This window comes from Bacteroides sp. CACC 737, assembly GCF_013874375.1.
Lineage (GTDB): Bacteria > Bacteroidota > Bacteroidia > Bacteroidales > Bacteroidaceae > Bacteroides > Bacteroides uniformis.
This window is the reverse complement of the sequence record NZ_CP059408.1, coordinates 868,599-891,503: the sequence shown is the minus strand read 5'-3', so window position 1 is coordinate 891,503 and position 22,905 is coordinate 868,599. Positions and strand designations below refer to the sequence as shown.

Sequence of the window (22,905 nt, the reverse complement as noted above, 5' to 3'; positions counted from 1 at the left end):
TTTATCATTAATACCATGAAATTAGATGCAAAATCAACCATTGAGGCAGGTAAGGCCATCCTTGGCATAGAACTCGGTTCCACACGAATCAAGGCGGTTTTGATTGACCAGGAAAACAAACCCATCGCCCAGGGAAGCCATACTTGGGAGAATCAGTTAGTCGACGGACTGTGGACATATAGCGTCGAAGCTGTCTGGTATGGGTTGCAGGATTGCTACGCAGACCTTCGTGCTAATGTAAAGAGCCTTCACGATACAGAGATAGAAACCCTGGCAGCCATCGGTGTCAGTGCTATGATGCACGGCTATATGGCATTCAACGAAAAAGAAGAAATCCTTGTACCCTTTCGTACCTGGAGAAATACCAATACCGGCCAGGCTGCCGCAGCCCTATCCGAACTATTTGCCTACAACATCCCTCTGCGTTGGAGCATTTCCCACCTCTACCAAGCCATCCTGGATAATGAAGAACACGTTCCATCCATCAATTACCTGACCACCCTTGCAGGTTTTGTCCACTGGCAAATAACCGGTCAAAAGGTACTGGGCATAGGAGATGCCTCCGGTATGCTCCCTATCGATCCCATCACCAAAAACTATTCTTCTGAAATGGTGGATAAGTTCGACAGACTTATTGCTCCGAAAGGATACGACTGGAAGCTTCGGGATATTCTGCCGAAGGTATTGTCGGCCGGTGAAAACGCAGGCTTCCTTACTCCCGAAGGAGCCAGTCGCCTCGACGTATCGGGACATCTGAAAGCAGGAATTCCCGTCTGTCCGCCCGAAGGTGACGCTGGAACCGGCATGGTTGCCACCAACGCCGTAAAGCAGCGCACTGGAAACGTATCGGCAGGCACCTCCTCTTTCTCAATGATTGTATTGGAGAAAGAATTGTCCAAGCCCTACGAAATGATTGACATGGTAACCACCCCCGACGGAAGCCTCGTAGCTATGGTGCATTGCAACAACTGCACTTCCGACCTCAATGCCTGGATCAATATTTTCAAAGAATACCAGGAACTGATGGGTATCCCCGTAGATATGGACGAAATCTACGGAAAGCTCTATAACCACGCTCTGATAGGCAATGCAGACTGCGGAGGCCTCATCTCATACAACTACATATCAGGCGAACCTATAACGGGACTGGCAGACGGACGTCCACTGTTTGTACGTTCGGCAAACGACAAGTTCAACCTTGCCAACTTCATGCGCACCCATCTGTATGCTTCAGTGGGAGTTCTCAAAATCGGCAACGACATCCTTTTCAATGAAGAGAAAATCAGAGTAGACAGAATCACCGGTCACGGAGGACTCTTCAAAACCAAAGGAGTAGGCCAGAGAATACTGGCAGCTGCCATCAATTCACCCATTTCCGTTATGGAAACAGCCGGCGAAGGTGGTGCCTGGGGTATTGCCCTCCTCGCTTCCTACCTTGCAAACAACGGAAACGACCAATCCCTTGCCGACTTCCTGGACAAGCATGTATTCACCGGAAATGCCGGTATTGAAATCTCACCGACAGCCGAAGATGTAAGCGGATTCAACACCTACATCGAAAGCTATAAAGCTGGTTTGCCCATCGAAGAAGCAGCAGTAAGATTCAAGAACTAAGTATTTAATAACACTAAAAAACTATGAACACAAAGTTATTTATCAGTAGCATATTTCTCTCCACCTCGTTGTCACTCTTCGCACAGAAAAGTGCCACTATTACTTTACACACAGACCAGAGCGAGCAAATCATTCCCAAAGAAATCTACGGCCAATTTGCAGAGCATTTGGGAACTTGTATCTATGGTGGACTTTGGGTAGGTGAAAACTCCGATATTCCCAACATCAACGGTTATCGCACCGACGTATTCAATGCACTAAAGGAGCTCCGTGTACCCGTCCTTCGCTGGCCAGGAGGCTGCTTTGCCGATGAATACCACTGGATGGACGGTATCGGCCCTAAAGAAAACCGCCCCAAAATGGTGAACAACAACTGGGGAGGCACTATCGAAGACAACAGTTTCGGAACCCATGAGTTCCTCAATCTCTGCGAAATGCTGGGATGTGAACCCTATATCAGTGGAAACGTAGGCAGTGGTACCGTAGAAGAACTTGCCAAATGGGTGGAATACATGACCTCCGAAGGAGACTCCCCCATGGCACGCCTGCGCCGCCAGAACGGTCGCGACAAAGCCTGGAAAGTAAAATACCTCGGCGTGGGTAACGAAAGCTGGGGTTGCGGTGGAAGCATGCGTCCCGAATATTATGCCGACCTCTACCGCCGCTATTCCACCTACTGCCGCAACTATGACGGTAATAGTCTTTTCAAGATAGCCAGCGGTGCCAGCGACTACGACTATAACTGGACCAAAGTGCTGATGGACTGCGTAGGCGGCCGTATGCACGGTCTTTCCTTGCACTACTATACCGTCAGCGGATGGAACGGCAGTAAAGGCGCCGCCACCCGATTCAGTAAAGACGACTATTACTGGACACTGGGCAAATGCCGCGAAATAGAAGATGTCATCAAGAAGCATTGCACCATTATGGATGAATACGACCCTCAAAAGAACGTGGCTCTTATGCTTGACGAATGGGGAACCTGGTGGGATACTGAACCGGGTACCAATCCCGGACATCTGTACCAGCAGAATACATTGCGTGATGCTTTTGTCGCCTCCCTCAGTTTCGACATCTTCCATAAATATACCGACCGTCTGAAAATGGCAAACATTGCCCAAATCGTCAATGTATTGCAATCCATGATTCTGACCAGCGGAAAAAACATGGTACTCACCCCCACTTATTATGTATTCAAAATGTACAATGTACACCAGGATGCTACCTACATTCCTCTTGAGCTGAACTGCGACATGATGGATGTACGCGACAACCGCAGAATACCAATGGTCAGTGCTACCGCCTCCAAAGACCAAAACGGCAAGATACACATTTCCATGTCCAACGTAGATGCAGACAATGCACAGGAAGTGACCATCAATCTGTCTGGAACGAAAGCCAAGAAAGCAGTTGGTGAAATATTGACTTCCACCAATCTGACGGACTACAATTCATTTGAAAATCCCGACAATGTGAAACCCGTTCCGTTCAAAGAGGTAAAAATTAATAAAGATATTCTCAAGATTAAACTTCCGGCCAAATCAATCGTTACTATTGAATTACAGTAAAACTACCGTGCACCGCACAAAATCAGCTAAATACGTTTAGTATCATTTTAGCAGCAAAAAGGCAGTAATACTGATAAAAAAGACACTCTTCGAGTGTTGTGAATTACGCATAAAGAGTTATCTTTGCCCTTGGAAAACCTACAAGGCCCCAATAACCCATTGATAATATTCAAAATTAATTAGATTCAATATGAACGACAACAAACTTATGAACCGTGCGGCGGACAATATCCGTATCCTTGCTGCATCCATGGTTGAGAAAGCCAACTCCGGGCATCCGGGCGGTGCCATGGGTGGTGCTGACTTTGTAAATGTACTCTTCTCAGAGTTCCTGGTATATGACCCTGAAAATCCGGCTTGGGAAGGTCGTGACCGTTTCTTCCTTGACCCGGGACACATGTCACCGATGCTTTACTCTACATTGGCCCTGACCGGCAAGTTCACGCTGGACGAACTGAAAGAGTTCCGCCAATGGGGAAGCCCCACTCCGGGACATCCCGAACGTGACATCATGCGCGGCATCGAAAACACTTCCGGTCCGCTCGGCCAGGGACACACCTTTGCTGTCGGTGCAGCCATTGCAGCCAAGTTCATGAAGGCACGTTTCGAGGAAGTGATGCCACAGACCATCTACGCCTACATCTCGGACGGTGGCATCCAGGAAGAAATCTCCCAAGGCTCAGGCCGTATCGCCGGAGCATTAGGGTTGGATAATCTCATCATGTTCTATGATGCTAACGACATTCAGCTTTCTACCGAAACAAAGGATGTGACCATCGAAGATACCGGCAAGAAATACGAAGCTTGGGGCTGGAAAGTCATTAAAATCAATGGTAACGATCCCGATGCCATCCGCGGTGCACTGAACGAAGCCAAAGCTGAGAAAGAGCGTCCGACGCTGATTATCGGCCATACCGTAATGGGTAAAGGTGCCCGCAAGGCAGACGGCAGCAGCTACGAGGCCGATTGTGCCACACACGGTGCTCCTCTGGGCGGCGACGCTTATGTAAACACCATCAAGAATTTAGGTGGTGACCCGACAAATCCGTTTGTCATCTTCCCCGAAGTGGCCGAACTATATGCCAAGCGTGCAGCTGAGCTGAAGAAAATCATGACTGAAAAATATGCAGCCAAAGCCGCATGGGCAAAAGCCAATCCGGAAAAGGCTGCCAAACTGGAAATGTTCTTCTCCGGCAAGACTCCCGAAGTGAATTGGGCCGCCATCGAACAGAAAGCAGGCGTTGCCACCCGCGCAGCATCCGCCACTGTACTCGGTGCTCTCGCCACTCAAGTAGAAAATATGATTGTTGCTTCTGCCGACCTTTCCAATTCCGACAAGACAGACGGATTCCTCAAGAAAACACATGCCTTCAAGAAAGGTGACTTCAGCGGTGCATTCTTCCAGGCCGGTGTTGCCGAGCTGACTATGGCTTGCTGCTGTATCGGTATGGCACTGCACGGCGGTGTAATCCCCGCTTGCGGAACATTCTTCGTATTCTCAGACTACATGAAACCTGCCATACGTATGGCAGCCCTGATGGAAGTTCCCGTGAAGTTCATCTGGACGCACGATGCCTTCCGTGTAGGTGAAGACGGGCCTACCCACGAACCGGTAGAACAGGAAGCTCAAATCCGCCTGATGGAAAAGCTGAAAAACCACAAGGGACACAATTCCATGTTGGTGCTCCGCCCGGCAGATGCAGAAGAAACAACTGTAGCATGGAAGCTGGCAATGGAAAATACCAAAACCCCAACCGGTTTGATTTTCTCCCGCCAGAACATCGCCAACCTGCCCGAAGGCAACGATTACGAACAAGCTGCCAAAGGCGCTTATATCGTAGCCGGCTCCGATGAAAATCCGAATGTAATCCTCGTTGCTTCAGGCTCGGAAGTTGCCACATTGGTAGCCGGCGCTGAATTGCTGCGCAAGGATGGCATCAAGGTGCGTATCGTGTCCGTCCCTTCCGAAGGCCTGTTCCGTAGCCAAGCTCCGGGATATCAGGAAGGCATTATCCCGTGTGGTGCCAAGGTATTCGGCCTGACAGCCGGTCTGCCCGTCACACTGCAAGGGCTGGTAGGTCCCCGCGGTAAAGTATGGGGATTGGAATCATTCGGATTCTCGGCACCTTATAAAGTGCTGGACGAAAAGCTCGGTTTCACCGCAGAGAACGTTTACAAACAAGTAAAAGCAATGTTATAATCATTATCCGATGTGCTGATGTGCTGATTGCCCGCGCCCCACAACTGCAGGCATCAGCACATTGGCACATCGGTATATTAACTGACCATCATGAAAACAATAGGAATCTGTTCCGACCATGCAGGCTTCGAATTGAAGGAATATGTCCGCGGCTGGTTGGAAGCCAAAGGCTGGGCTTACAAGGACTTCGGGACCTACTCAACCGAGAGTTGCGACTATCCCGACTTTGCACATCCGTTGGCACTGGCCGTTGAAGCCGGAGAGTGCTATCCGGGAATTGCCATCTGCGGAAGCGGTGAAGGTATCAGTATGACGCTGAACAAGCATCAGGGTATCCGCGCCGCTCTCTGCTGGACGGCAGAAATAGCCCATTTGGCACGCCAGCACAACGATGCCAATGTACTCGTCATGCCAGGGCGATTCATCAGTACCGAAGAAGCCGACATGATTATGAAGGAATTCTTCAGTACACCATTCGAAGGCGGACGCCACCAACGAAGAGTGGACAAGATACCGGTACACTTGTAAAGCAGTAGAACCATATTCTTTATGATATCTGCCCGAAGTTCTGACATTCTGATAGAATCGTGAGAAACTTCGGGCTTTTTATTTGCCCCTTTTTCTTATTTTTCACAATGAAGATGCTCATTATCTTCAAATAAAAACTATCTTTGTGGTTCGATAACCCGGATATTTTTTAGATATGGAACGACTGAATACCATAAAAGAGCTTATCAACCAGGGAAATGTAGAGCAAGCCATCCAGCAGCTTGACGAAATACTGCAAACAGACTTTCCCGGCAAAGACGAAGCTTACTACCTGCGGGGAAATGCCTATCGGAAACAAGGCAACTGGCAACAAGCACTGAACAACTATCAGTATGCCATCGACCTGAACCCCGAAAGCCCGGCACAACATGCCTATCAAATGGCTATGGACATCCTGAACTTCTACAACAAGGATATGTACAATCAATAAATAAAGAACGTAAATTATGGCAAAAATCAAAGGAGCAATCGTAGTAGACACCGAACGTTGCAAAGGCTGCAACTTGTGTGTGGTAGCGTGTCCGCTCAACGTAATAGCCCTCACCAAGGAGGTGAATGTGAAAGGGTATAACTATGCCCACCAAATATTGGAAGATACTTGTAACGGCTGCGCCTCGTGCGCCACAGTATGTCCGGACGGATGTATCTCAGTATATAAAATAAAAGTAGAATAAATCTGTAAATCAGTAGAATATGGCAGAAGAAGTTGTATTAATGAAAGGAAACGAAGCCATCGCCCACGCAGCCATCCGTTGCGGTGCAGACGGTTACTTCGGATATCCCATTACTCCGCAATCGGAGGTATTGGAAACTCTTGCCGAACTGAAACCCTGGGAGACGACCGGCATGGTGGTTCTTCAGGCAGAAAGTGAAGTGGCAGCTATCAATATGGTGTACGGCGGTGCCGGAAGTGGTAAAATGGTCATGACCTCCTCCTCCAGCCCCGGTGTCAGCCTAAAGCAGGAAGGTATCTCTTATCTGGCAGGTGCCGAGCTGCCTTGCTTGATTGTAAACGTTATGCGCGGCGGTCCCGGTCTGGGAACCATCCAACCGAGCCAGGCCGACTATTTCCAGACAGTAAAAGGAGGCGGCCACGGTGACTATCGTCTGATTGCCCTTGCTCCGGCTTCCGTACAAGAAATGGCAGATTTCGTAGGACTGGCATTCGAACTTGCCTTCAAATACCGTAATCCGGCAATCATCCTTGCCGACGGTGTCATCGGCCAGATGATGGAAAAAGTGGTGCTCCCGGTACAAAAGCCACGCCGCACCGATGCGGAAGTCATCGAACAATGCCCATGGGCCACTACCGGCAGAACCAATGGCCGCAAACCCAACGTCATCACCTCATTGGAACTGAAACCGGAAGAAATGGAAAAGAACAACATCCGTTTCCAGGCCAAATACAAGCAGATAGAAGAGAATGAGGTTCGCTTCGAGGAAATTCATTGCGATGATGCCGACTACCTGATTGTAGCCTTCGGCTCTATGGCACGCATCGGACAGAAAGCAATGGAGCTGGCACGCGAAGAAGGAATAAAGGTAGGTATGCTCCGCCCCATCACGTTGTGGCCGTTCCCGACCAAAGTCATTGCCGCGTATGCCGACAAGGTGAAAGGTATGCTCGTTACAGAATTGAATGCCGGACAGATGGTGGAAGATGTCCGCCTTGCCGTGAACGGTAAAGTGAAAGTGGAACATTTCGGACGCCTCGGCGGCATTGTTCCCGATCCGGATGAGATAGTAGATGCATTGAAAGAAAAACTGATTAAGAAATGAATCCTGATAAAATAAGAAACGTACTGAACATTCTCTTCATGGTACTTGCCCTGGCAGCTATCATTATATATTTTGCTGCAAAAGATGACTTCAAGCTGTTCATCTACGTCTGCGGCGCGGCGATATTCGTCAAGTTGATGGAGTTTTTCATACGGTTCACCAACAGATAGGAGAAGTGATTATGACAAAAGAAGATATTATAAAGCCCGAGAATCTGGTTGCCAAGAAACCGACTCTGATGAACGACAATCCCATGCACTACTGCCCGGGATGCAGTCACGGCGTAGTTCATAAACTCGTAGCCGAAGTTATCGAAGAAATGGGACTGGAAGACAAAGCAATAGGCATCTCCCCCGTGGGATGTGCCGTGTTCATCTATAATTATATAGACATCGACTGGCAGGAAGCCGCCCATGGACGTGCGCCCGCACTTGCCACTGCCATCAAGCGCCTTTGGCCAGACCGCCTGGTGTTCACTTACCAAGGAGACGGCGACCTGGCTTGTATCGGTACTGCCGAAACCATCCACGCCTTGAACCGCGGCGAAAACATCACCATCATCTTCATCAACAATGCCATCTATGGTATGACCGGGGGACAAATGGCTCCCACTACCCTTGTAGGCATGAAGACATCGACCAGCCCTTACGGACGTGACGTGCATCTGCACGGCTATCCGCTGAAGATGGCCGATATTGCTGCACAATTGGAAGGAACCGCTTACGTGACACGCCAAAGCGTACAGTCCGTTCCCGCCATCCGCAAAGCGAAAAAGGCTATCCGCAAAGCATTCGAGAACTCTATGGCAGGCAAAGGTTCCAACCTTGTGGAAATCGTTTCCACCTGTAACTCCGGCTGGAAGATGTCTCCTGCGAAATCCAATGAATGGATGGTAGAGAACATGTTCCCCTTCTATCCGCTGGGCGACCTGAAAGATAAATAATCATGCTAAAGACAGAAGAACAATGAAAGAAGAAATCATTATAGCAGGCTTCGGTGGACAAGGTGTATTGTCCATGGGAAAGATTTTGGCATATTCCGGATTGATGGAAGGCAAAGAGGTGACTTGGATGCCGGCTTACGGACCGGAACAACGTGGTGGTACAGCCAACGTAACAGTCATCGTAAGTGACGAGAAAATATCCTCACCCATCTTAAGCAAGTACGATGCCGCCATCATCCTGAACCAGCCGTCATTGGAGAAATTCGAAAGCAAGGTAAAACCCGGAGGCGTACTTATCTACGACGGTTACGGCATCATCAACCCGCCGACGCGTAAGGACATCCACGTTTACCGCATCAACGCCATGGATGCCGCCAATGAAATGAACAACGCCAAGGCATTCAACATGATTGTATTGGGTGGATTATTGAAAATCAAGCCGATGGTTACACTGGACAGTGTACTCAGAGGATTGAAGAAGACACTGCCCGAACGCCACCACCACTTGATACCGATGAACGAAGAAGCTATCAAGAAAGGAATGGAACTTATTCAGGAAATGAAATGAAAGGCTATGTAAAGCCACTCCCCATAAGAGGAGGAACTTTACGCCAGAATAAGAGATAAAGGAAAACGGATAAGCCCTTGTGATATTGATTTATTGCAAGGGCTTATTTCATTTCAAGCCCCCAAAGCATGAATTCAAGGGCAGAGAACCGGAAGCAGTATAGGGCAAAACAGAAAACAAGACATTTTAAAAGAAGCAAAAAAGGCTGAATTCAGTAAGCAAATAATTTTTTATTGTATCTTTGCGCCTAATTATGAGACGAATTGTACTGACATATATATTTCTGTCCGTTATAGGGATATGGGGGGCTATGGCGCAAAACACCTTAAACCCAATGAACAATCGCGACCGGTTCGGTAACCAGATTGACCCGAATACCCAGCCGGACAATCTGGAAGACAGTACCAATACTGAGATTCAAAGTCTTCCGCCAAAGCTTTACATGTGGAAACTAAGTGAGACACTAGGCAACCGTACCATCATACCTGCCGATACAGCCAGCCTCAACTTCCAGAGCACCAATCTGGTGGAAGGAATGTTCGGCCACTACAATTACTTGGGGAATTTAGGTTCTCCACGCCTCTCACGTCTGTTCTTCGAACGAGAGGAAAGCGAACCCACCATCTTCATGGCTCCCTTTTCGAGTTTTTTCATACGTCCCGACCAGGTGCTTTTCACTAACAGCAACGTGCCTTACACCAATCTTACCTACTACAAGGCCGGCAACAAAGTGAACGGTGAAGAACGCTTCAAGTCCTACTTCTCCGTCAACGTCAACAAACAGCTGGCATTTGGCTTTAACATCGACTATCTGTACGGGCGCGGTTATTACCAGAACCAGTCCACCTCGCACTTCAATGCAGGTCTGTTCGGTAGCTATATCGGTGAAAAATATCAGGTACAAGCAGTCTACAACAATTTCTTCCTGAAAATGAACGAAAACGGCGGTATTGCAGACGACCAATATATCACCCGTCCCGAAAACATGTCTGGAGGAAAGAAAGAGTATGAATCCACCACTATACCGGTCAAATTGGAACGGAGTTCCAACCGCAACAAGGATTTTTATATCTATCTGACACAGCGCTATCGTCTTGGTTTTACGCGGAAAGTACGGAGCACACAGGAAGGCAAACCGACGGAATCCGCACCCCAAGCTTCTTCCTCCCCGTCCTCCGAAGCCAAAATATCCGCTTCGAACAACGACATAGCATTGCCAAACGACAGCATAGCATCAAAATCGGTCGGCACACTTGCAGCCGTCAATGACAGCTTGCCGTCTGTTTCTACCGCAGACAACGACTCACTTTTCGAAGAAGAGTTCGTCCCCGTCACCAGCTTTATCCATACCCTGAAAGTAGAACGGTCGCGGCACCAATTCCGTTCGGGAAGCGAGCCCGAAGGATTCTTCCCGGAAGACTACAAACTTTACAAGAATTACAGTAACGACTCTACCACTGCATTCAGTGTAAAGAACGTGTTCGGAATAGCCTTGCTGGAGGGCTTCAACAAATATGCCAAAGCCGGACTTACGGCTTATATCTCCCACAAGTTTAGCCGGTACGACCTGATGAACACGGACACGCTTACCGACATGCGCCGCATCCGCTACACCGAGCAGGAAATCTTTCTGGGTGGCGAACTCGCCAAGCGCGAAGGCAAACTGCTACACTACAACGTAAACGGTGAAGTGGGCTTGGTAGACAAAGCCATCGGGCAGTTCCGTGTCAACGCCAATCTGGACCTGAACTTCCGTCTATGGAAAGATACGGTGAACTTCTACGCCCGCGGTTATGTGAGCAACACGCTTCCTTCCTTCTATATGCGCCATTATCACTCCAACCACTACAACTGGGACAATGACAACATGGACAAAGAATTCCGCACGCGTGTGGAAGGCGAACTGAACATTTCTCGTTGGGGAACCAATCTCCGTGCCGGTGTAGAGAATATCAAGAACTACACCTACTTCAACCAAAGCGCCCTGCCCGAACAGAACGGAGGCAACATACAAGTGCTGTCTGCTACGCTGAAACAAGACTTCCGCCTCGGTATCTTCCACCTGGACAACGAAGTGACCTGGCAGAAGACGAGCAATGAAACAGTACTTCCATTGCCCCAACTCTCGCTCTACCATAACTTCTACATACTGGCCAAACTCGCCAAGAAGGTGCTGACCGTTCAGTTGGGTGCCGATGTCCGTTACTTCACCAAGTACAACGCACCCGCCTATGCACCCGGCGTCCAGCAATTCCATCTGCAACCTACGGACGACTTGGTGGAAATAGGCGGTTACCCCATCGTAAACGTATATGCCAACCTGCACTTGAAGCGGACGCGTATCTTTGCCATGATGTATCATGTCAACGCAGGTATGGGAAGTGCCAATTCCTTCCTGGTGCCGCACTACCCCATCAATCCGCGCCTGTTCAAGATTGGTGTCTCATGGAACTTCTATGACTAACAGATGGGCGTATGACGAAAAGCAGACTGCTCAAATACGCATTTCTGGGGATTACAGCGGCTCTCATAGCCCACTATCTCATCAAGAAAGAAGAAAAGCCGAAAGGTCATCCGCGCGACTATGCCGAAATAGCTGCCGAAGGCATCATACATGCTTCGACGGAATACAACTCCATCAGCTTCTATGTGGATGATGACACCTTGTCCGGTTTCCACTACGAGCTGATAGAAGCTTTTGCACGCGACCACGGACTGCAGGCTGCCATATCACCGGAAATGAGCTTCAACAAGCGGCTGGAAGGCCTGGCCGATGGGAAATATGACGTGATTGCCTACGGCATCCTTGCCACCAGCGAGCTGAAAGACTCCTTACTGCTTACCACCCCCATCGTATTGAACAAGCAAGTGCTGGTGCAGCGCAAGCTCGAGAATGTTCCCGACTCATCACTGTTCATCAAAAGCCAACTGGACCTGGCGGGCAAGACACTGCACGTAGTGAAAGGCTCCCCTTCCATACTACGCATCCGCAACCTGGGAAATGAAATAGGCGACACCATCTACGTTGAGGAGATAGAAAAGTACGGTCCCGAACAACTGATTGCCTTGGTAGCCCACGGAGACATCGACTATGCCGTATGCGACGAAAGCATTGCCCGTACCGCAGCCGACAGTATTCCTCAAATAGACATCAATACCGCCATCAGCTTCACGCAATTCTATTCCTGGGGGGTAAGCAAACAGTCCCCTATCCTGCTGGACAGCCTCAACACATGGCTGGATAGTTTCAAAAAGGGAAAGGAATACAAGAAAATCTACAAACGATACTACGGGAAACGAAACTAAGCTGCACTTTTCCATACACGCAGCATATCCCTACTTTTACAACTACTTATTAATCAACAGCTTATTACTGCAAAATTCTGCATACATTTTGCAGTGATACTGCAAAGCCGTTGCAGTGGCGCTGCACACCGATATGCAGTACGACTGCAACAGTTATGCAGTGATACTGCAACACGTTTGCAGTCGCACTGCAAAACACATGCAGCAAGAATGCAAACAAGATGCAGTCATCAAATACCCATATCGATATTACGGCATACCCGAAGTAAAGAATTAGAGTCCTTCCACCTCCCTTAGCCACATCTCCGACGAAGCATCGCTCGGCATTCTCCAATCGCCGCGCGGGCTCAGAGAGATACTGCCCACCTTCGGACCATCCGGCAAGCAGGAGCGCTTGAACTGCTGGTTGAAGAAACGACGGCAGAAAGTCTGCAACCATTTTTTGATGGTTTCTTCATCATACATCCCCTTGAATGTGCGTGCTGCCAGGAAAAATATCTTGGAAGGACGGAAACCGCAACGCAGGAAGTAATAAAGGAAGAAGTCGTGAAGCTCATACGGACCCACCAAGTCCTCGGTAATCTGCTGGATATTACCGTTCTCATCTGCCGGAATCAGTTCCGGGCTGATGGGAGTATCCACAATGTCGAGTAAGGTAGCACGTGAAGCATCGTCCATATCATGCTCCGCCACCCATTTCACCAAGTGCTTCACCAGAGTCTTGGGGACGCTGGCATTCACACCGTACATCGACATGTGATCGCCGTTGTAAGTGGCCCATCCTAAAGCAAGTTCCGAAAGGTCGCCCGTACCGACAACCATTCCCCAGGTCTGGTTGGCAATATCCATCAGGATTTGGGTACGCTCCCGTGCCTGCGCGTTCTCGTAAACCACGTCGTGCACATGGATGTCATGGTCTATATCCTTGAAATGCTGTACGCAGGCCTCCTTGATACTGACTTCGCGGACGGTCACACCGAGGGAATTCATCAAGTCAATGGCATTCGTATGAGTGCGGTCGGTCGTCCCGAAGCCCGGCATAGTGATGCCGATGATGCCCTGGCGGGACCATCCCAACTTATCGAAAGTCTTTACGCAAACCAGCAACGCCAGCGTAGAGTCCAGTCCGCCCGAGATGCCGATAACGGCACTCTTCGCCTTGGTATGCACCAGCCGCTGCGCCAGTCCGGACACCTGAATGGAAAATATCTCTTCACAACGCTCGTCCAGCGCCGCCCCCTGTGGGACAAACGGATGCGGTTCAAAAGTACGCGTCAGATTCAAATCCTTGCTGTTGACATACTCCGTAGAGATTCGTACCGGAAGCTCCGAAGCACAATTTGCATGGCAGGCGGCAAAAGTCGTATTCACCCGGCGCTCCATGCGCAAGTGTTCCACGTCAATTTCGCTGACAACCACCTGCCCGTCGAAAGAAAAACGTTCGTTTGCCGCCAGCAGAGTCCCGTTCTCATAAATCAACCCGTTACCGGCAAACACCACATCCGTAGTGGATTCTCCGAAACCGCATGAGCTGAACACATAACCGGCAATGCAACGTGCTGACTGCTGGCTGATGAGCGAGCGCAAATAATTGTGCTTGCCAATGCCTTCATTGTCAGCCGAAAGATTGAACAAGATTTCCGCACCTTGCAGTGCCAGCGTCGAGCTAGGCGGTATGGGCGCCCACAAATCCTCGCATATCTCCACTCCGAAAGTGGTATCCGCTGTTTCGAACAGCAGGTTTCTCCCCATCGGAACAATCTGCCCGCAAAGGCGCACACTGTTTTCCGCCACATCACAAGCGGAAGTAAACCAACGTTTCTCATAAAATTCCTTATAATTGGGAAGATAAGTCTTCGGAACAATGCCCAGCACTTTCCCCTTCTGAATGACAACCGCCGCATTCAGCAACACACCGTTCAGTGCAACGGGCATGCCCAATATCGAAATAATATCCATCTGGCGCGTATTGTTCAGAATCTGTATCAGCCCCATTTCCGCCTCTTCGAGCAGAAGTTGCTGGGCAAAGAGGTCGCCACAGGTATATCCGGTAATGCATAACTCCGGAAAAGCTATGATTTGCACACCTTTCCCGTCGGCTATAATAATCTCTTTTTCAATCTCTGAGGCATTGAACTTACAGTCAGCCACCTTGACACGGGGCACAGCCGCCGCTACTTTTACATATCCGTAATTCATAAGGATGTTATATTATTTATTCGATGCAAAGATACGGCAAAATTCTGATTAAGAGAGATAAGAGAAAAACGTTTTCTCTATATCGGCACGAGAAACTGACTAAAGCCGGGTGCATCCTATCTTCGCTTTTATGACAAAAATACGGCAACCTACCTACAAGAAGAGGAACACATATAAACAATTTTAATGACCGCAACTAAAAATTTTCCGGAAATCTTTTGGAGAATTATAGGAACTTCTTACCTTTGCAAAAGAATTAAAAATGTAATAATTACAAGTTTGAATATCAAGTTGGCATGGATGTAGTAAAACGATTGCAGAATCATAACATTAAGCCTTCAGTGCAGCGCATAGCCATTATGAACTACCTGATGGAGCATCGTACGCATCCCACGGTGGATGAAATATATACGGCATTGTCTCCCTCCATACCGACACTGTCGAAGACAACGGTATACAATACCTTGAAACTACTAAGCGAGCAAGGTGCCGCACTGACTCTGACCATTGACGAGCGCAATACGTGTTATGACGCCGATACCAGTCCGCACGGTCACTTTTTGTGTAAACGTTGTGGAAAGATTTATGACTTGATGTGCAATAATAGCATCAAGAAGGTAGTCGACATGGATATGGACGGACATGATGTACAGGAAATTCACTACTATTACAAAGGAATCTGTAAACATTGCATGGAAAAAGAACATTTAAGAATAACTAATTCAACTAATTAAAATCTGAGAGAAAATGAAAAAGTTTAGATGTACTGTATGCGGTTACGTATACGAAGGAGATGCAGCTCCCGAAAAGTGCCCATTGTGTAAAGCTCCTGCAAGCAAGTTCGTAGAAGTTGAAGAAGCAACAGCTGACGGCCCCTTGGTATTTGCCGACGAACACGTAATCGGTGTAGCCAAAGGTTGCGATGACGAAATGATTAAGGACCTGAACAACCACTTCATGGGCGAATGTACAGAAGTTGGTATGTATTTGGCAATGAGCCGCCAGGCAGACCGTGAAGGTTATCCCGAAGTTGCAGAAGCTTTCAAGCGTTACGCTTGGGAAGAAGCAGAACACGCTTCCAAGTTTGCCGAACTGCTGGGTGACTGTGTATGGGATACCAAGACAAACCTCGAGAAAAGAATGAACGCTGAATCTGGTGCTTGCGAAGACAAGAAGCGTATCGCCACTCGCGCTAAGGCTTTGAACCTCGACGCTATCCATGATACCGTTCACGAAATGGCTAAGGACGAGGCTCGTCATGGTAAAGGTTTCGAAGGTCTGTACAACCGCTATTTCAAGAAATAATCCGATACTTTTATAGTAATGTGATGAAAAGGGACTGCTAATTTTAGTAAGTCCCTTTTTTTATTCTAACTTTTTTCACTTTTCAATGTCACGTTTGTATTTCCCATTCGTCTTATCTGTGTAAATGGAACTCAAAGAATTCAAAATAACCGTTCTTCCCCTCCGTGCCAAGCTACTGAACTACGCACGGAAGTTGACCGACGAACCGGAGGATGCAGAAGATGCTGTCCAGGAGGTGCTGCTCAGGCTATGGAACAAAAGGCTTGAATTGGAGCAATACCGGAACATCGAAGCATTTGCCATGACGTTGACGCACAACATCTGTATAGATATGTGGCGCTGCAAACGCAACGACAACCTATCTCTCGACATTGTGCAGGCGGCATCCCCCACCGGAACACCGGAACGGCTGTTGGAAATCAAAGATGAAATCCGCTTGATGCACGAAATCATCCACTCGCTGCCCAATCTTCAACGCACCATCATGCAGATGAAGGACATCGAAGGATACGAAACGGACGAAATCGCCGAAATCACGGGATGCGGACCGGAAGCCATCCGCAGCAATCTGTCAAGAGCCCGGAAGAAAGTGAGAGACGTTTACCTGCGAACCATACAAAAAAGAAAAGAAAGGAGAAAGGAACCATGAAGATAGATGAACTGCTGGATAAATATTTCGAAGGGGAAACCTCCTGCGAAGAAGAACGTGAACTGCGCCGTTTCTTTACAGAAGAGGAAGTGCCGGAGCACCTGCAAATGTACCGCCCCCTATTCGCTTATCTGAACCGGGAAGCAACTTCAATGGCGGAACCGACAGAGGAAAAATCCGTAACAACAGAATCGGCAAAGGAAGTACCCACACAGCGGAAGCCTTCCCGTCTCTATCGCACATTCTATGCTGTCAGCGGCATTGCCGCCGGATTGCTCCTGCTTCTTGGGGTAGCCAAGATTATATTTCCGCTTTCCGGTGTTCCCGAAAATTATGTCGTCATCGACGGCCAGCGGTATACAGACGAGAAACTGGTGGAAGCCAAAGCACTGGAAGCCCTGCAGAATGCCAGCTTCACAGATGAAGATTTAAGCAACTTACTGTTTCAACACTAATATAACAAGGTTATGAAAATATCTATACTGATTTGCATACGTAGTCTGTGCCTCTTTTCCCTGCTGATTTGCCTGCCAGCCTTTGTACATGCACAAGAGAGACTGCAAATAGCCGACCTATTCAGCAAGTATGGCGAGCAAAAGGACGTGACCAGGGTAGAACTGAACGGCAGTATCCTGAAATCTTACCGCATGACTACCTACAAGAGCCTTGTGTTCAAGAATGTATCCCCCTATCGCCGGGAAATTCAGCAGGCCATTGTACACGACAAGCAAGATAACGCAAAGAAGGCGCAGGAGGTAATGGAAAGCGGTGTGCTGCGCAGCGCTTATTACCAACTGAAAGAGGTGGAACGCAATGGAAAGAAGCTGAACCGCTACATCATTTTCAAGATAGGAAAAGACTCCATGGGCACTTTGATTTACATAGAGGGACTGCTCAGTGAAAAGGAAATGATGGATATGCTCTACAAATCGGAATAACACTAAAAACACTATACGATATGAAAACCAGAATTATGATTTTGGCCTGCCTGCTTGCTGTGCCGGCCGGCCGCATGGCAGCACAACAACAGACTGACCCTGAACAGAAAGCTACAGTACAGACACAAGGAGACTCCATCATCATCCGGAAAGGAAAAGGAGACATGCGCATCAAGGTGTACGAAGAGCAGTTGGAAGACGGCGAGAAAAAAGAAGTGCAAATCTACGAAGGAGTCTATCTCGAGAAGGTGGATGCAGACAAGCGTACTTTCCTCGATGCCCTGCCATTCATCCCCCAAAAGAGAAGGTACAATGCTTACGAACCGCACTGTTCCGGTCTATTCATCGGCTACAGCCGGCTGGCTGACGACTTCCTCTCCTTCGGAGCAAGCGACAAGATGGGACTCGACTTATCCAAGTCATGGGAATTCGGCTTCAACATCCTCTCCGTATATCACAACTTCAAGAAGAATCCGCATTGGGGAATCAACCTGGGAGTCAGCTGGGGATACCGTTCTTTCAATATCGACGGTAACTATGCTTTACTAAAGGAAAATGGAACCAGTATTTTCACCGCAGGAAATGAAGAGACCAGCTACAGCAAAAGCCGTCTGCGCCATTTCTTCTTCCGCGTACCCTTATTGATGGAATGGCAGCAAAGAGTGGGAAGAAACAAAGTGTTCTTCAATGCCGGTCCCGAATTTGAGATACGCCACGGTGTAAAATCATTCTCACACATCAATGGAGGCAAGAAGAAAACCGTAGGCAAAGGTATGTATGTGCAGCCCGTCGGCATAAACCTGCTGGCACAAGCCGGTTATGGTAATATCGGCATTTACCTGCGCTACTCCACATACGGATTATTCCAGAAAGACAAGGGACCGGAAGTATCTCCCTATTCATTTGGCGTGGCATGGTATCTGTAACCCCTCCTCTATAACACAAGACTCCCCGAAATGTATTTGTACATTCCGGGGAGTTCTTTTATACCCTAAGGTATTGACAATGAAAGGTTATCTGCAATGAAAATTGTTCTTCTAAAAACGCATGCCCAATGTAAATAGCACTTTACTGCGAGTGTTGGTAACTTCCGTTGTTGGCGGTGTTACCAAGCCATTTATATCATTATAAAACGGATAGAAATCAGATTTATAAGTATCGAATTTATAAGCCAAATCCGCATAAAACGAAGAAAAGCGATAACCGATACCTAAAGTGAAAGTATTCATCGATTTGCTATTGGCAAAATCCGTATCTGTATTTATAGAATTGGAAGGCAATGCCTTAATAGCATCCTTTTTATAGGCTGCAGTACTGTAATTGTAACCGGCACGCAAAGAGAAAGCAGGTATCGGCTTGTATTCTGCTCCTAAACGAAGCGTACTTACCCCCTTCATGCAGAGGTCAGCCTCACCCGTTTCCCATGCCATCTCATCACCTTCAGGATATTTGAACTTCATGCTTGAGTAATCCTCATATTCGTATTCAGCTCCTAAAGCCAGATAATTACCTACCGTATAGCCCAAACTGGCGTTAAACACCCACGGAGTTTGCAGCTTAAAATCACGATCCATGTCTCTACCGCCCAATGCAGAATAAGTATCTACAGTTGTACGGGTAAGATGTTCATTCCCTGCATTATCAGGCAAATACAAATCCGAAGTCAGCAATGCCCCCGTAGTATAAGTCAGTTTGTAATAGATAGGAGTATGCACAGCTAAACCTATACGAAGCGGAGAATCTTCAATTGGCCGGAAAATGGCGCCGAATTTAAAGTCGAAACCCGAACCATGTATACGATTAAAGCTCTCCAAGGAATAACCTTCGTCATCATAAACATGTGTGTCTCCTTCCAATGTATAGGCATACATTTCATCATAGAGAGAATATTTGTTGTAATCCACATCATAGGCTCCAAGAGTAACGCCAAAGTAGAAGCGGTCATTTACATTGAATGAAACATTGAAGTCATACTGGTCAACACCGCCACGCTCACGAGACAAGAAATAAGCATCCGCTTCGGAAGGAATATAAGGAAGATAAGTATTATAGTCCTCACTTTCTATATCTTCAAGAACAAGTGCACCTTGATACCCCATAGTCCCCAGCCATCCAGCATAATTATGTTGATAAATATCCTTGCGACCATAGTCCAAATAATCTCCTTGATCCGGATAATCATATTGAGGACGATGATAGAACGCATAAGCTGCATCCGTAGCCTGTTGTGCCATACTACGCACTTGAGATACATATTGATTATCTATGCTTCCCATCAACCCCTGCATCGTCATATTCTTATAGAACGACTTCGACTTATGATAATTGAAACCGAAATTCACATATCGCAAAGGAGTATGATTACCTATCTTCGAAGCTATCACAAAGCCGGCATTATCAAAACTCCAGCGACTTTTATTCATTTCAAATTTATTGCCTACATAATTGCTTTCTGTACCCGTCATTGAATAGCCAAAGGTAAGCATAGCATCATTGCTACGATAAATACCGATACCGGCAGGATTGGTTCCTATGGTAGAAATATCACCACCCAATGCTCCCATAGCTCCGCCCATTCCGACAAAACGGGCGGTTCCATTCAATTCCTTCTGTGCAATATTCGTTGCATCATATATTGTCTGTGCCCCTGCGCCTACAGCTGTAAACATAGCAAGGGCTATCATGGTTATCTTCTTCATAATTCTTAGTCTTGTTAGATTAAAACATACTTATACTTACCGTCTTCTGGAACCACCGCCGCCACTGGAACGACTGGCACCACCGCCACCACCACTGGAGTAACTGGAACGTGAGCTACTGCCTGAAGAGAAGCTGGAAGAAGAACGGGTGCTACTGGATGAACGTACTGGAGCAGAATACGAACGACTGCTACTACGATTGTTGTCATTGGAGTAGCTGCGTGCCGGTGCGGCGCTTGAACCTCTGTTATAAGTCGATGAAGTCCTGCTACGAGTGGAAGTTCCAACAGAAGAGCGTACACCGGAAGAACGACTGCTACGAACTCCTTCTACGCTACTATTATATGAGCTACTACGCGTACTGCTTGGACGGGTGTAAGTGGAACGGCGGGTAGAAGCCGCACTCGAACGGTTTACACTTGAGCGAGTTGCAGAAGAACTTGAACGAACTGTAGACGAACTTCTTGTACCTACCACCCGACGGGTTGACGTACCGGTACTGCTACGTCTCACTTGACCGGAAGCAGTACTGCTACGACGTACAGCCTGCCCTCCATTTACAGCAGAAGAACGGCGGGAAGTAGAGGACGATACTCTGTTTCCGGCATAAGAGGAACGGCTCGAACCATAAGAACGTCTATTGGTATATGCATTTCCCCAATGGCCACTGCCTCCATGATACCATCCAGGATAATAGTGGTGGTGGTGGTAATGATGATGGTGTCCCCACCAACCACCGCCGTACCAGCCGCCCCAGCTGAAACTCCAACTCGGACCGTACCAGCTGTTCCATCCCCAGCCATAGTAAGGATAGCCGCCCCAACCATAAGAGTTATAGCGCCAGTCCCACCACAAACGATTGGTAAATGTCGGGAAAGCGTATGCATACAGACCATCGGTGTACACGTTCCAATCCCAGGAATTCAAACCATAGACCACATCCCAATACAGTGGGCTGCTGATGCTGATGGCATAACGGGGATTGCGGAAACGGATAATACGGGTAGCATACTCGTAATCATCCTGCGAACCCTCGAACTCACCGTTCACCCATTCGCCGTCCAGGCCGTCATCTTCTTTTTCATTGATGTAAAGGGTATCGTTCTCCATCACGAAATCATTGTCGCGGGAATCGTAACGACGGTTATATTCGTCCACATCGCGGATTTTCCCCTTACGGTCTTTTACTACAACAGTAGTGCTTCCCGGCGATGAATAAATAGTGGTCGGCGCATTCGACTTTACTACAATCTCTTCTACGGGAGCAGCTACTTTCTTCTCCCGCTTCACTTCTTCTTTTTTCTCTTCCTTATTCTTGGAAGGAGTGTAGTACAGGTCGTCATCTATACTTTGTGCCACCAGTGTCCATGGGAGGCACAAGGCAAAAAGCGATAAAAAAACAATCTTTTTCATATTAGTTTGGTTTATGGATTTTACGTTTATCTATTTCTTCACGTCACAAAGATAACGCCGGATTTTATCCCATACAGCAGATTTTCCCCAAAGATTTATAGGGAATTCCCTAAATACCCTATCATTCAATAAATCAAAGGCCCTGCCGGATAAAAAAAGAGCACGTTCGTTTTATTCTACCCCCGGTTTGCATTATCTTTGCAAAAAGATAAACAAATATACGCAGAAACAGGTTTGCTTCTAAGAATCATATTCTGTATTTAACAAACAATCATATTCCGATGAAATATTTAGAATTTACATTCCGCACCGTTCCGTGTACAGAAATAGTCAACGATGTACTTTCCGGCGTCTTGGGCGAAGCCGGCTTTGAAAGTTTTGTCGAGCAGGCCCACGGCATCACCGCTTACATACAGAAAGAACTTTATAGCGAAACCGTCCTCAAAGAGGCACTTGCCGACTTTCCCCTGCCCGACACACAAATAGAATACAGTTATGTGGAAGCCGAAGATAAAGACTGGAACGAAGAATGGGAAAAGAACTTCTTCCAGCCCATCGTCATCGGAGACCGCTGTGTCATCCACAGCACTTTCCACAATGATGTTCCCCAAGCTGAATATGACATCGTCATCAATCCGCAGATGGCATTCGGCACGGGACACCACGAGACCACCAGCCTCATCATCGGCGAACTGCTGGACAGTGACCTGCAAGGCAAATCACTGCTCGATATGGGTTGCGGAACTTCCATCCTTGCCATACTGGCACGCATGCGTGGAGCCTCTCCTTGTACAGCTATCGACATAGATGAATGGTGCGTGCGCAACTCCCTCGAAAATATAGAATTGAATGGAGTGGATAACATTACAGTATCCCAAGGTGATGCCTCCTTTCTGGAAAGCAAAGGTCCGTTTGATATGGTTATCGCCAACATCAACCGTAATATCCTCCTGGCAGATATGAAGCACTACATAGCCCGCATGAATCCCGGTGCGGAGCTGTTGATGAGCGGTTTCTACATAGATGACATTCCCGTCATCCGCGAAGAAGCCGAACGCAACGGGCTGCACTTTGTCCACCACCGTGAGAAGAACCGATGGGCAGCGGTGAAATTCCAGAAATAATAAAGGTCTATACTAAGAAGCTAAAGGTCAATATCAGGAAGCTAAAGTTGA

At 47.8% G+C, this 22,905-nt stretch carries 22 protein-coding genes; 19 read left to right on the top strand and 3 right to left on the bottom strand.

The window, feature by feature from the left end:
- The first annotated feature begins 15 nt into the window (after positions 1-15).
- From H1A11_RS03790 to H1A11_RS03735, 12 genes are all read left to right on the top strand, one after another.
- Complete coding sequence (locus H1A11_RS03790; RefSeq protein WP_119961967.1) at positions 16-1,614, top strand: xylulokinase; 1,599 nt, start codon at positions 16-18, stop codon at positions 1,612-1,614.
- Positions 1,615-1,637: 23 nt separating this feature from the next.
- A complete protein-coding gene (locus H1A11_RS03785) occupies positions 1,638-3,182 on the top strand; it encodes an alpha-N-arabinofuranosidase (RefSeq protein ID WP_181757743.1) in 1,545 nt (514 codons plus the stop codon).
- Positions 3,183-3,372: 190 nt separating this feature from the next.
- The gene (locus tag H1A11_RS03780; protein ID WP_181757742.1) at positions 3,373-5,382 is read left to right on the top strand and encodes a transketolase; all 2,010 of its coding nucleotides are present in this window, start codon (positions 3,373-3,375) and stop codon (positions 5,380-5,382) included.
- 90 nt (positions 5,383-5,472) lie between these two features.
- The gene (rpiB, locus tag H1A11_RS03775) at positions 5,473-5,910 is read left to right on the top strand and encodes a ribose 5-phosphate isomerase B (protein ID WP_117600925.1); all 438 of its coding nucleotides are present in this window, start codon (positions 5,473-5,475) and stop codon (positions 5,908-5,910) included.
- Positions 5,911-6,085: 175 nt separating this feature from the next.
- On the top strand, positions 6,086-6,361 hold the full coding sequence (locus H1A11_RS03770; protein WP_005826598.1) for a tetratricopeptide repeat protein: 276 nt from the start codon (positions 6,086-6,088) through the stop codon (positions 6,359-6,361).
- 16 nt (positions 6,362-6,377) lie between these two features.
- On the top strand, positions 6,378-6,605 hold the full coding sequence (locus H1A11_RS03765) for a ferredoxin family protein (RefSeq protein ID WP_005826600.1): 228 nt from the start codon (positions 6,378-6,380) through the stop codon (positions 6,603-6,605).
- A 19-nt stretch (positions 6,606-6,624) separates the two neighbouring features.
- On the top strand, positions 6,625-7,710 hold the full coding sequence (locus H1A11_RS03760) for a 3-methyl-2-oxobutanoate dehydrogenase subunit VorB (protein ID WP_005826601.1): 1,086 nt from the start codon (positions 6,625-6,627) through the stop codon (positions 7,708-7,710).
- Positions 7,707-7,880 carry a hypothetical protein gene (locus tag H1A11_RS03755; RefSeq protein WP_005826603.1) on the top strand — a complete coding sequence of 58 codons (174 nt, stop codon included), beginning with the start codon at positions 7,707-7,709 and terminating at the stop codon, positions 7,878-7,880. Before H1A11_RS03760 ends, H1A11_RS03755 begins: the two co-directional genes overlap by 4 nt.
- Positions 7,881-7,891: 11 nt before the next feature.
- Complete coding sequence (locus H1A11_RS03750; protein WP_005826605.1) at positions 7,892-8,653, top strand: thiamine pyrophosphate-dependent enzyme; 762 nt, start codon at positions 7,892-7,894, stop codon at positions 8,651-8,653.
- Between the two features lie 22 nt (positions 8,654-8,675).
- Entirely contained in the window at positions 8,676-9,221 is a 546-nt protein-coding gene (locus tag H1A11_RS03745) for a 2-oxoacid:acceptor oxidoreductase family protein (protein ID WP_005826606.1), read from the top strand.
- A 253-nt stretch (positions 9,222-9,474) separates the two neighbouring features.
- Positions 9,475-11,685, top strand: coding sequence for a putative porin (locus tag H1A11_RS03740; protein ID WP_117878056.1), 2,211 nt, complete (start codon positions 9,475-9,477; stop codon positions 11,683-11,685).
- Between the two features lie 11 nt (positions 11,686-11,696).
- Positions 11,697-12,527: a transporter substrate-binding domain-containing protein gene (locus H1A11_RS03735; protein ID WP_174646132.1), complete on the top strand. Its 831-nt coding sequence runs from the start codon at positions 11,697-11,699 to the stop codon at positions 12,525-12,527.
- Positions 12,528-12,800: 273 nt separating this feature from the next.
- On the opposite strand, the gene H1A11_RS03730 is transcribed toward H1A11_RS03735, so the two are convergent.
- Positions 12,801-14,726, bottom strand: a complete 1,926-nt coding sequence (locus H1A11_RS03730; protein ID WP_174646133.1) for an NAD(+) synthase — start codon at positions 14,724-14,726, stop codon at positions 12,801-12,803.
- Between the two features lie 296 nt (positions 14,727-15,022).
- On the opposite strand from H1A11_RS03730, the gene H1A11_RS03725 reads away from it, so the two are divergent.
- The 6 genes from H1A11_RS03725 (at position 15,023) to H1A11_RS03700 (ending at position 18,544) form a co-directional block, all read left to right on the top strand.
- Entirely contained in the window at positions 15,023-15,460 is a 438-nt protein-coding gene (locus H1A11_RS03725) for a Fur family transcriptional regulator (RefSeq protein WP_117965455.1), read from the top strand.
- A gap of 13 nt (positions 15,461-15,473) precedes the next feature.
- A complete protein-coding gene (locus H1A11_RS03720) occupies positions 15,474-16,031 on the top strand; it encodes an NADH peroxidase (RefSeq protein ID WP_005826622.1) in 558 nt (185 codons plus the stop codon).
- A 124-nt stretch (positions 16,032-16,155) separates the two neighbouring features.
- Positions 16,156-16,680: an RNA polymerase sigma factor gene (locus H1A11_RS03715; protein WP_181757741.1), complete on the top strand. Its 525-nt coding sequence runs from the start codon at positions 16,156-16,158 to the stop codon at positions 16,678-16,680.
- Entirely contained in the window at positions 16,677-17,135 is a 459-nt protein-coding gene (locus tag H1A11_RS03710; RefSeq protein ID WP_181757740.1) for a hypothetical protein, read from the top strand. Before H1A11_RS03715 ends, H1A11_RS03710 begins: the two co-directional genes overlap by 4 nt.
- Before the next feature lie 12 nt (positions 17,136-17,147).
- Positions 17,148-17,618, top strand: a complete 471-nt coding sequence (locus tag H1A11_RS03705; RefSeq protein WP_181757739.1) for a DUF4252 domain-containing protein — start codon at positions 17,148-17,150, stop codon at positions 17,616-17,618.
- 20 nt (positions 17,619-17,638) lie between these two features.
- Positions 17,639-18,544, top strand: a complete 906-nt coding sequence (locus tag H1A11_RS03700; protein WP_181757738.1) for an outer membrane beta-barrel protein — start codon at positions 17,639-17,641, stop codon at positions 18,542-18,544.
- Between the two features lie 111 nt (positions 18,545-18,655).
- Here H1A11_RS03700 and H1A11_RS03695 read toward each other — a convergent pair whose 3' ends face one another.
- Both H1A11_RS03695 and H1A11_RS03690 read right to left on the bottom strand, forming a co-directional pair.
- Positions 18,656-20,317 carry an OmpP1/FadL family transporter gene (locus tag H1A11_RS03695; protein WP_181757737.1) on the bottom strand — a complete coding sequence of 554 codons (1,662 nt, stop codon included), beginning with the start codon at positions 20,315-20,317 and terminating at the stop codon, positions 18,656-18,658.
- A gap of 36 nt (positions 20,318-20,353) precedes the next feature.
- Positions 20,354-21,730, bottom strand: a complete 1,377-nt coding sequence (locus H1A11_RS03690) for a hypothetical protein (protein ID WP_181757736.1) — start codon at positions 21,728-21,730, stop codon at positions 20,354-20,356.
- A 281-nt stretch (positions 21,731-22,011) separates the two neighbouring features.
- On the opposite strand from H1A11_RS03690, the gene prmA reads away from it, so the two are divergent.
- Positions 22,012-22,854, top strand: coding sequence for a 50S ribosomal protein L11 methyltransferase (gene prmA / locus H1A11_RS03685; protein WP_181757735.1), 843 nt, complete (start codon positions 22,012-22,014; stop codon positions 22,852-22,854).
- The last annotated feature ends 51 nt before the right edge of the window (positions 22,855-22,905 follow it).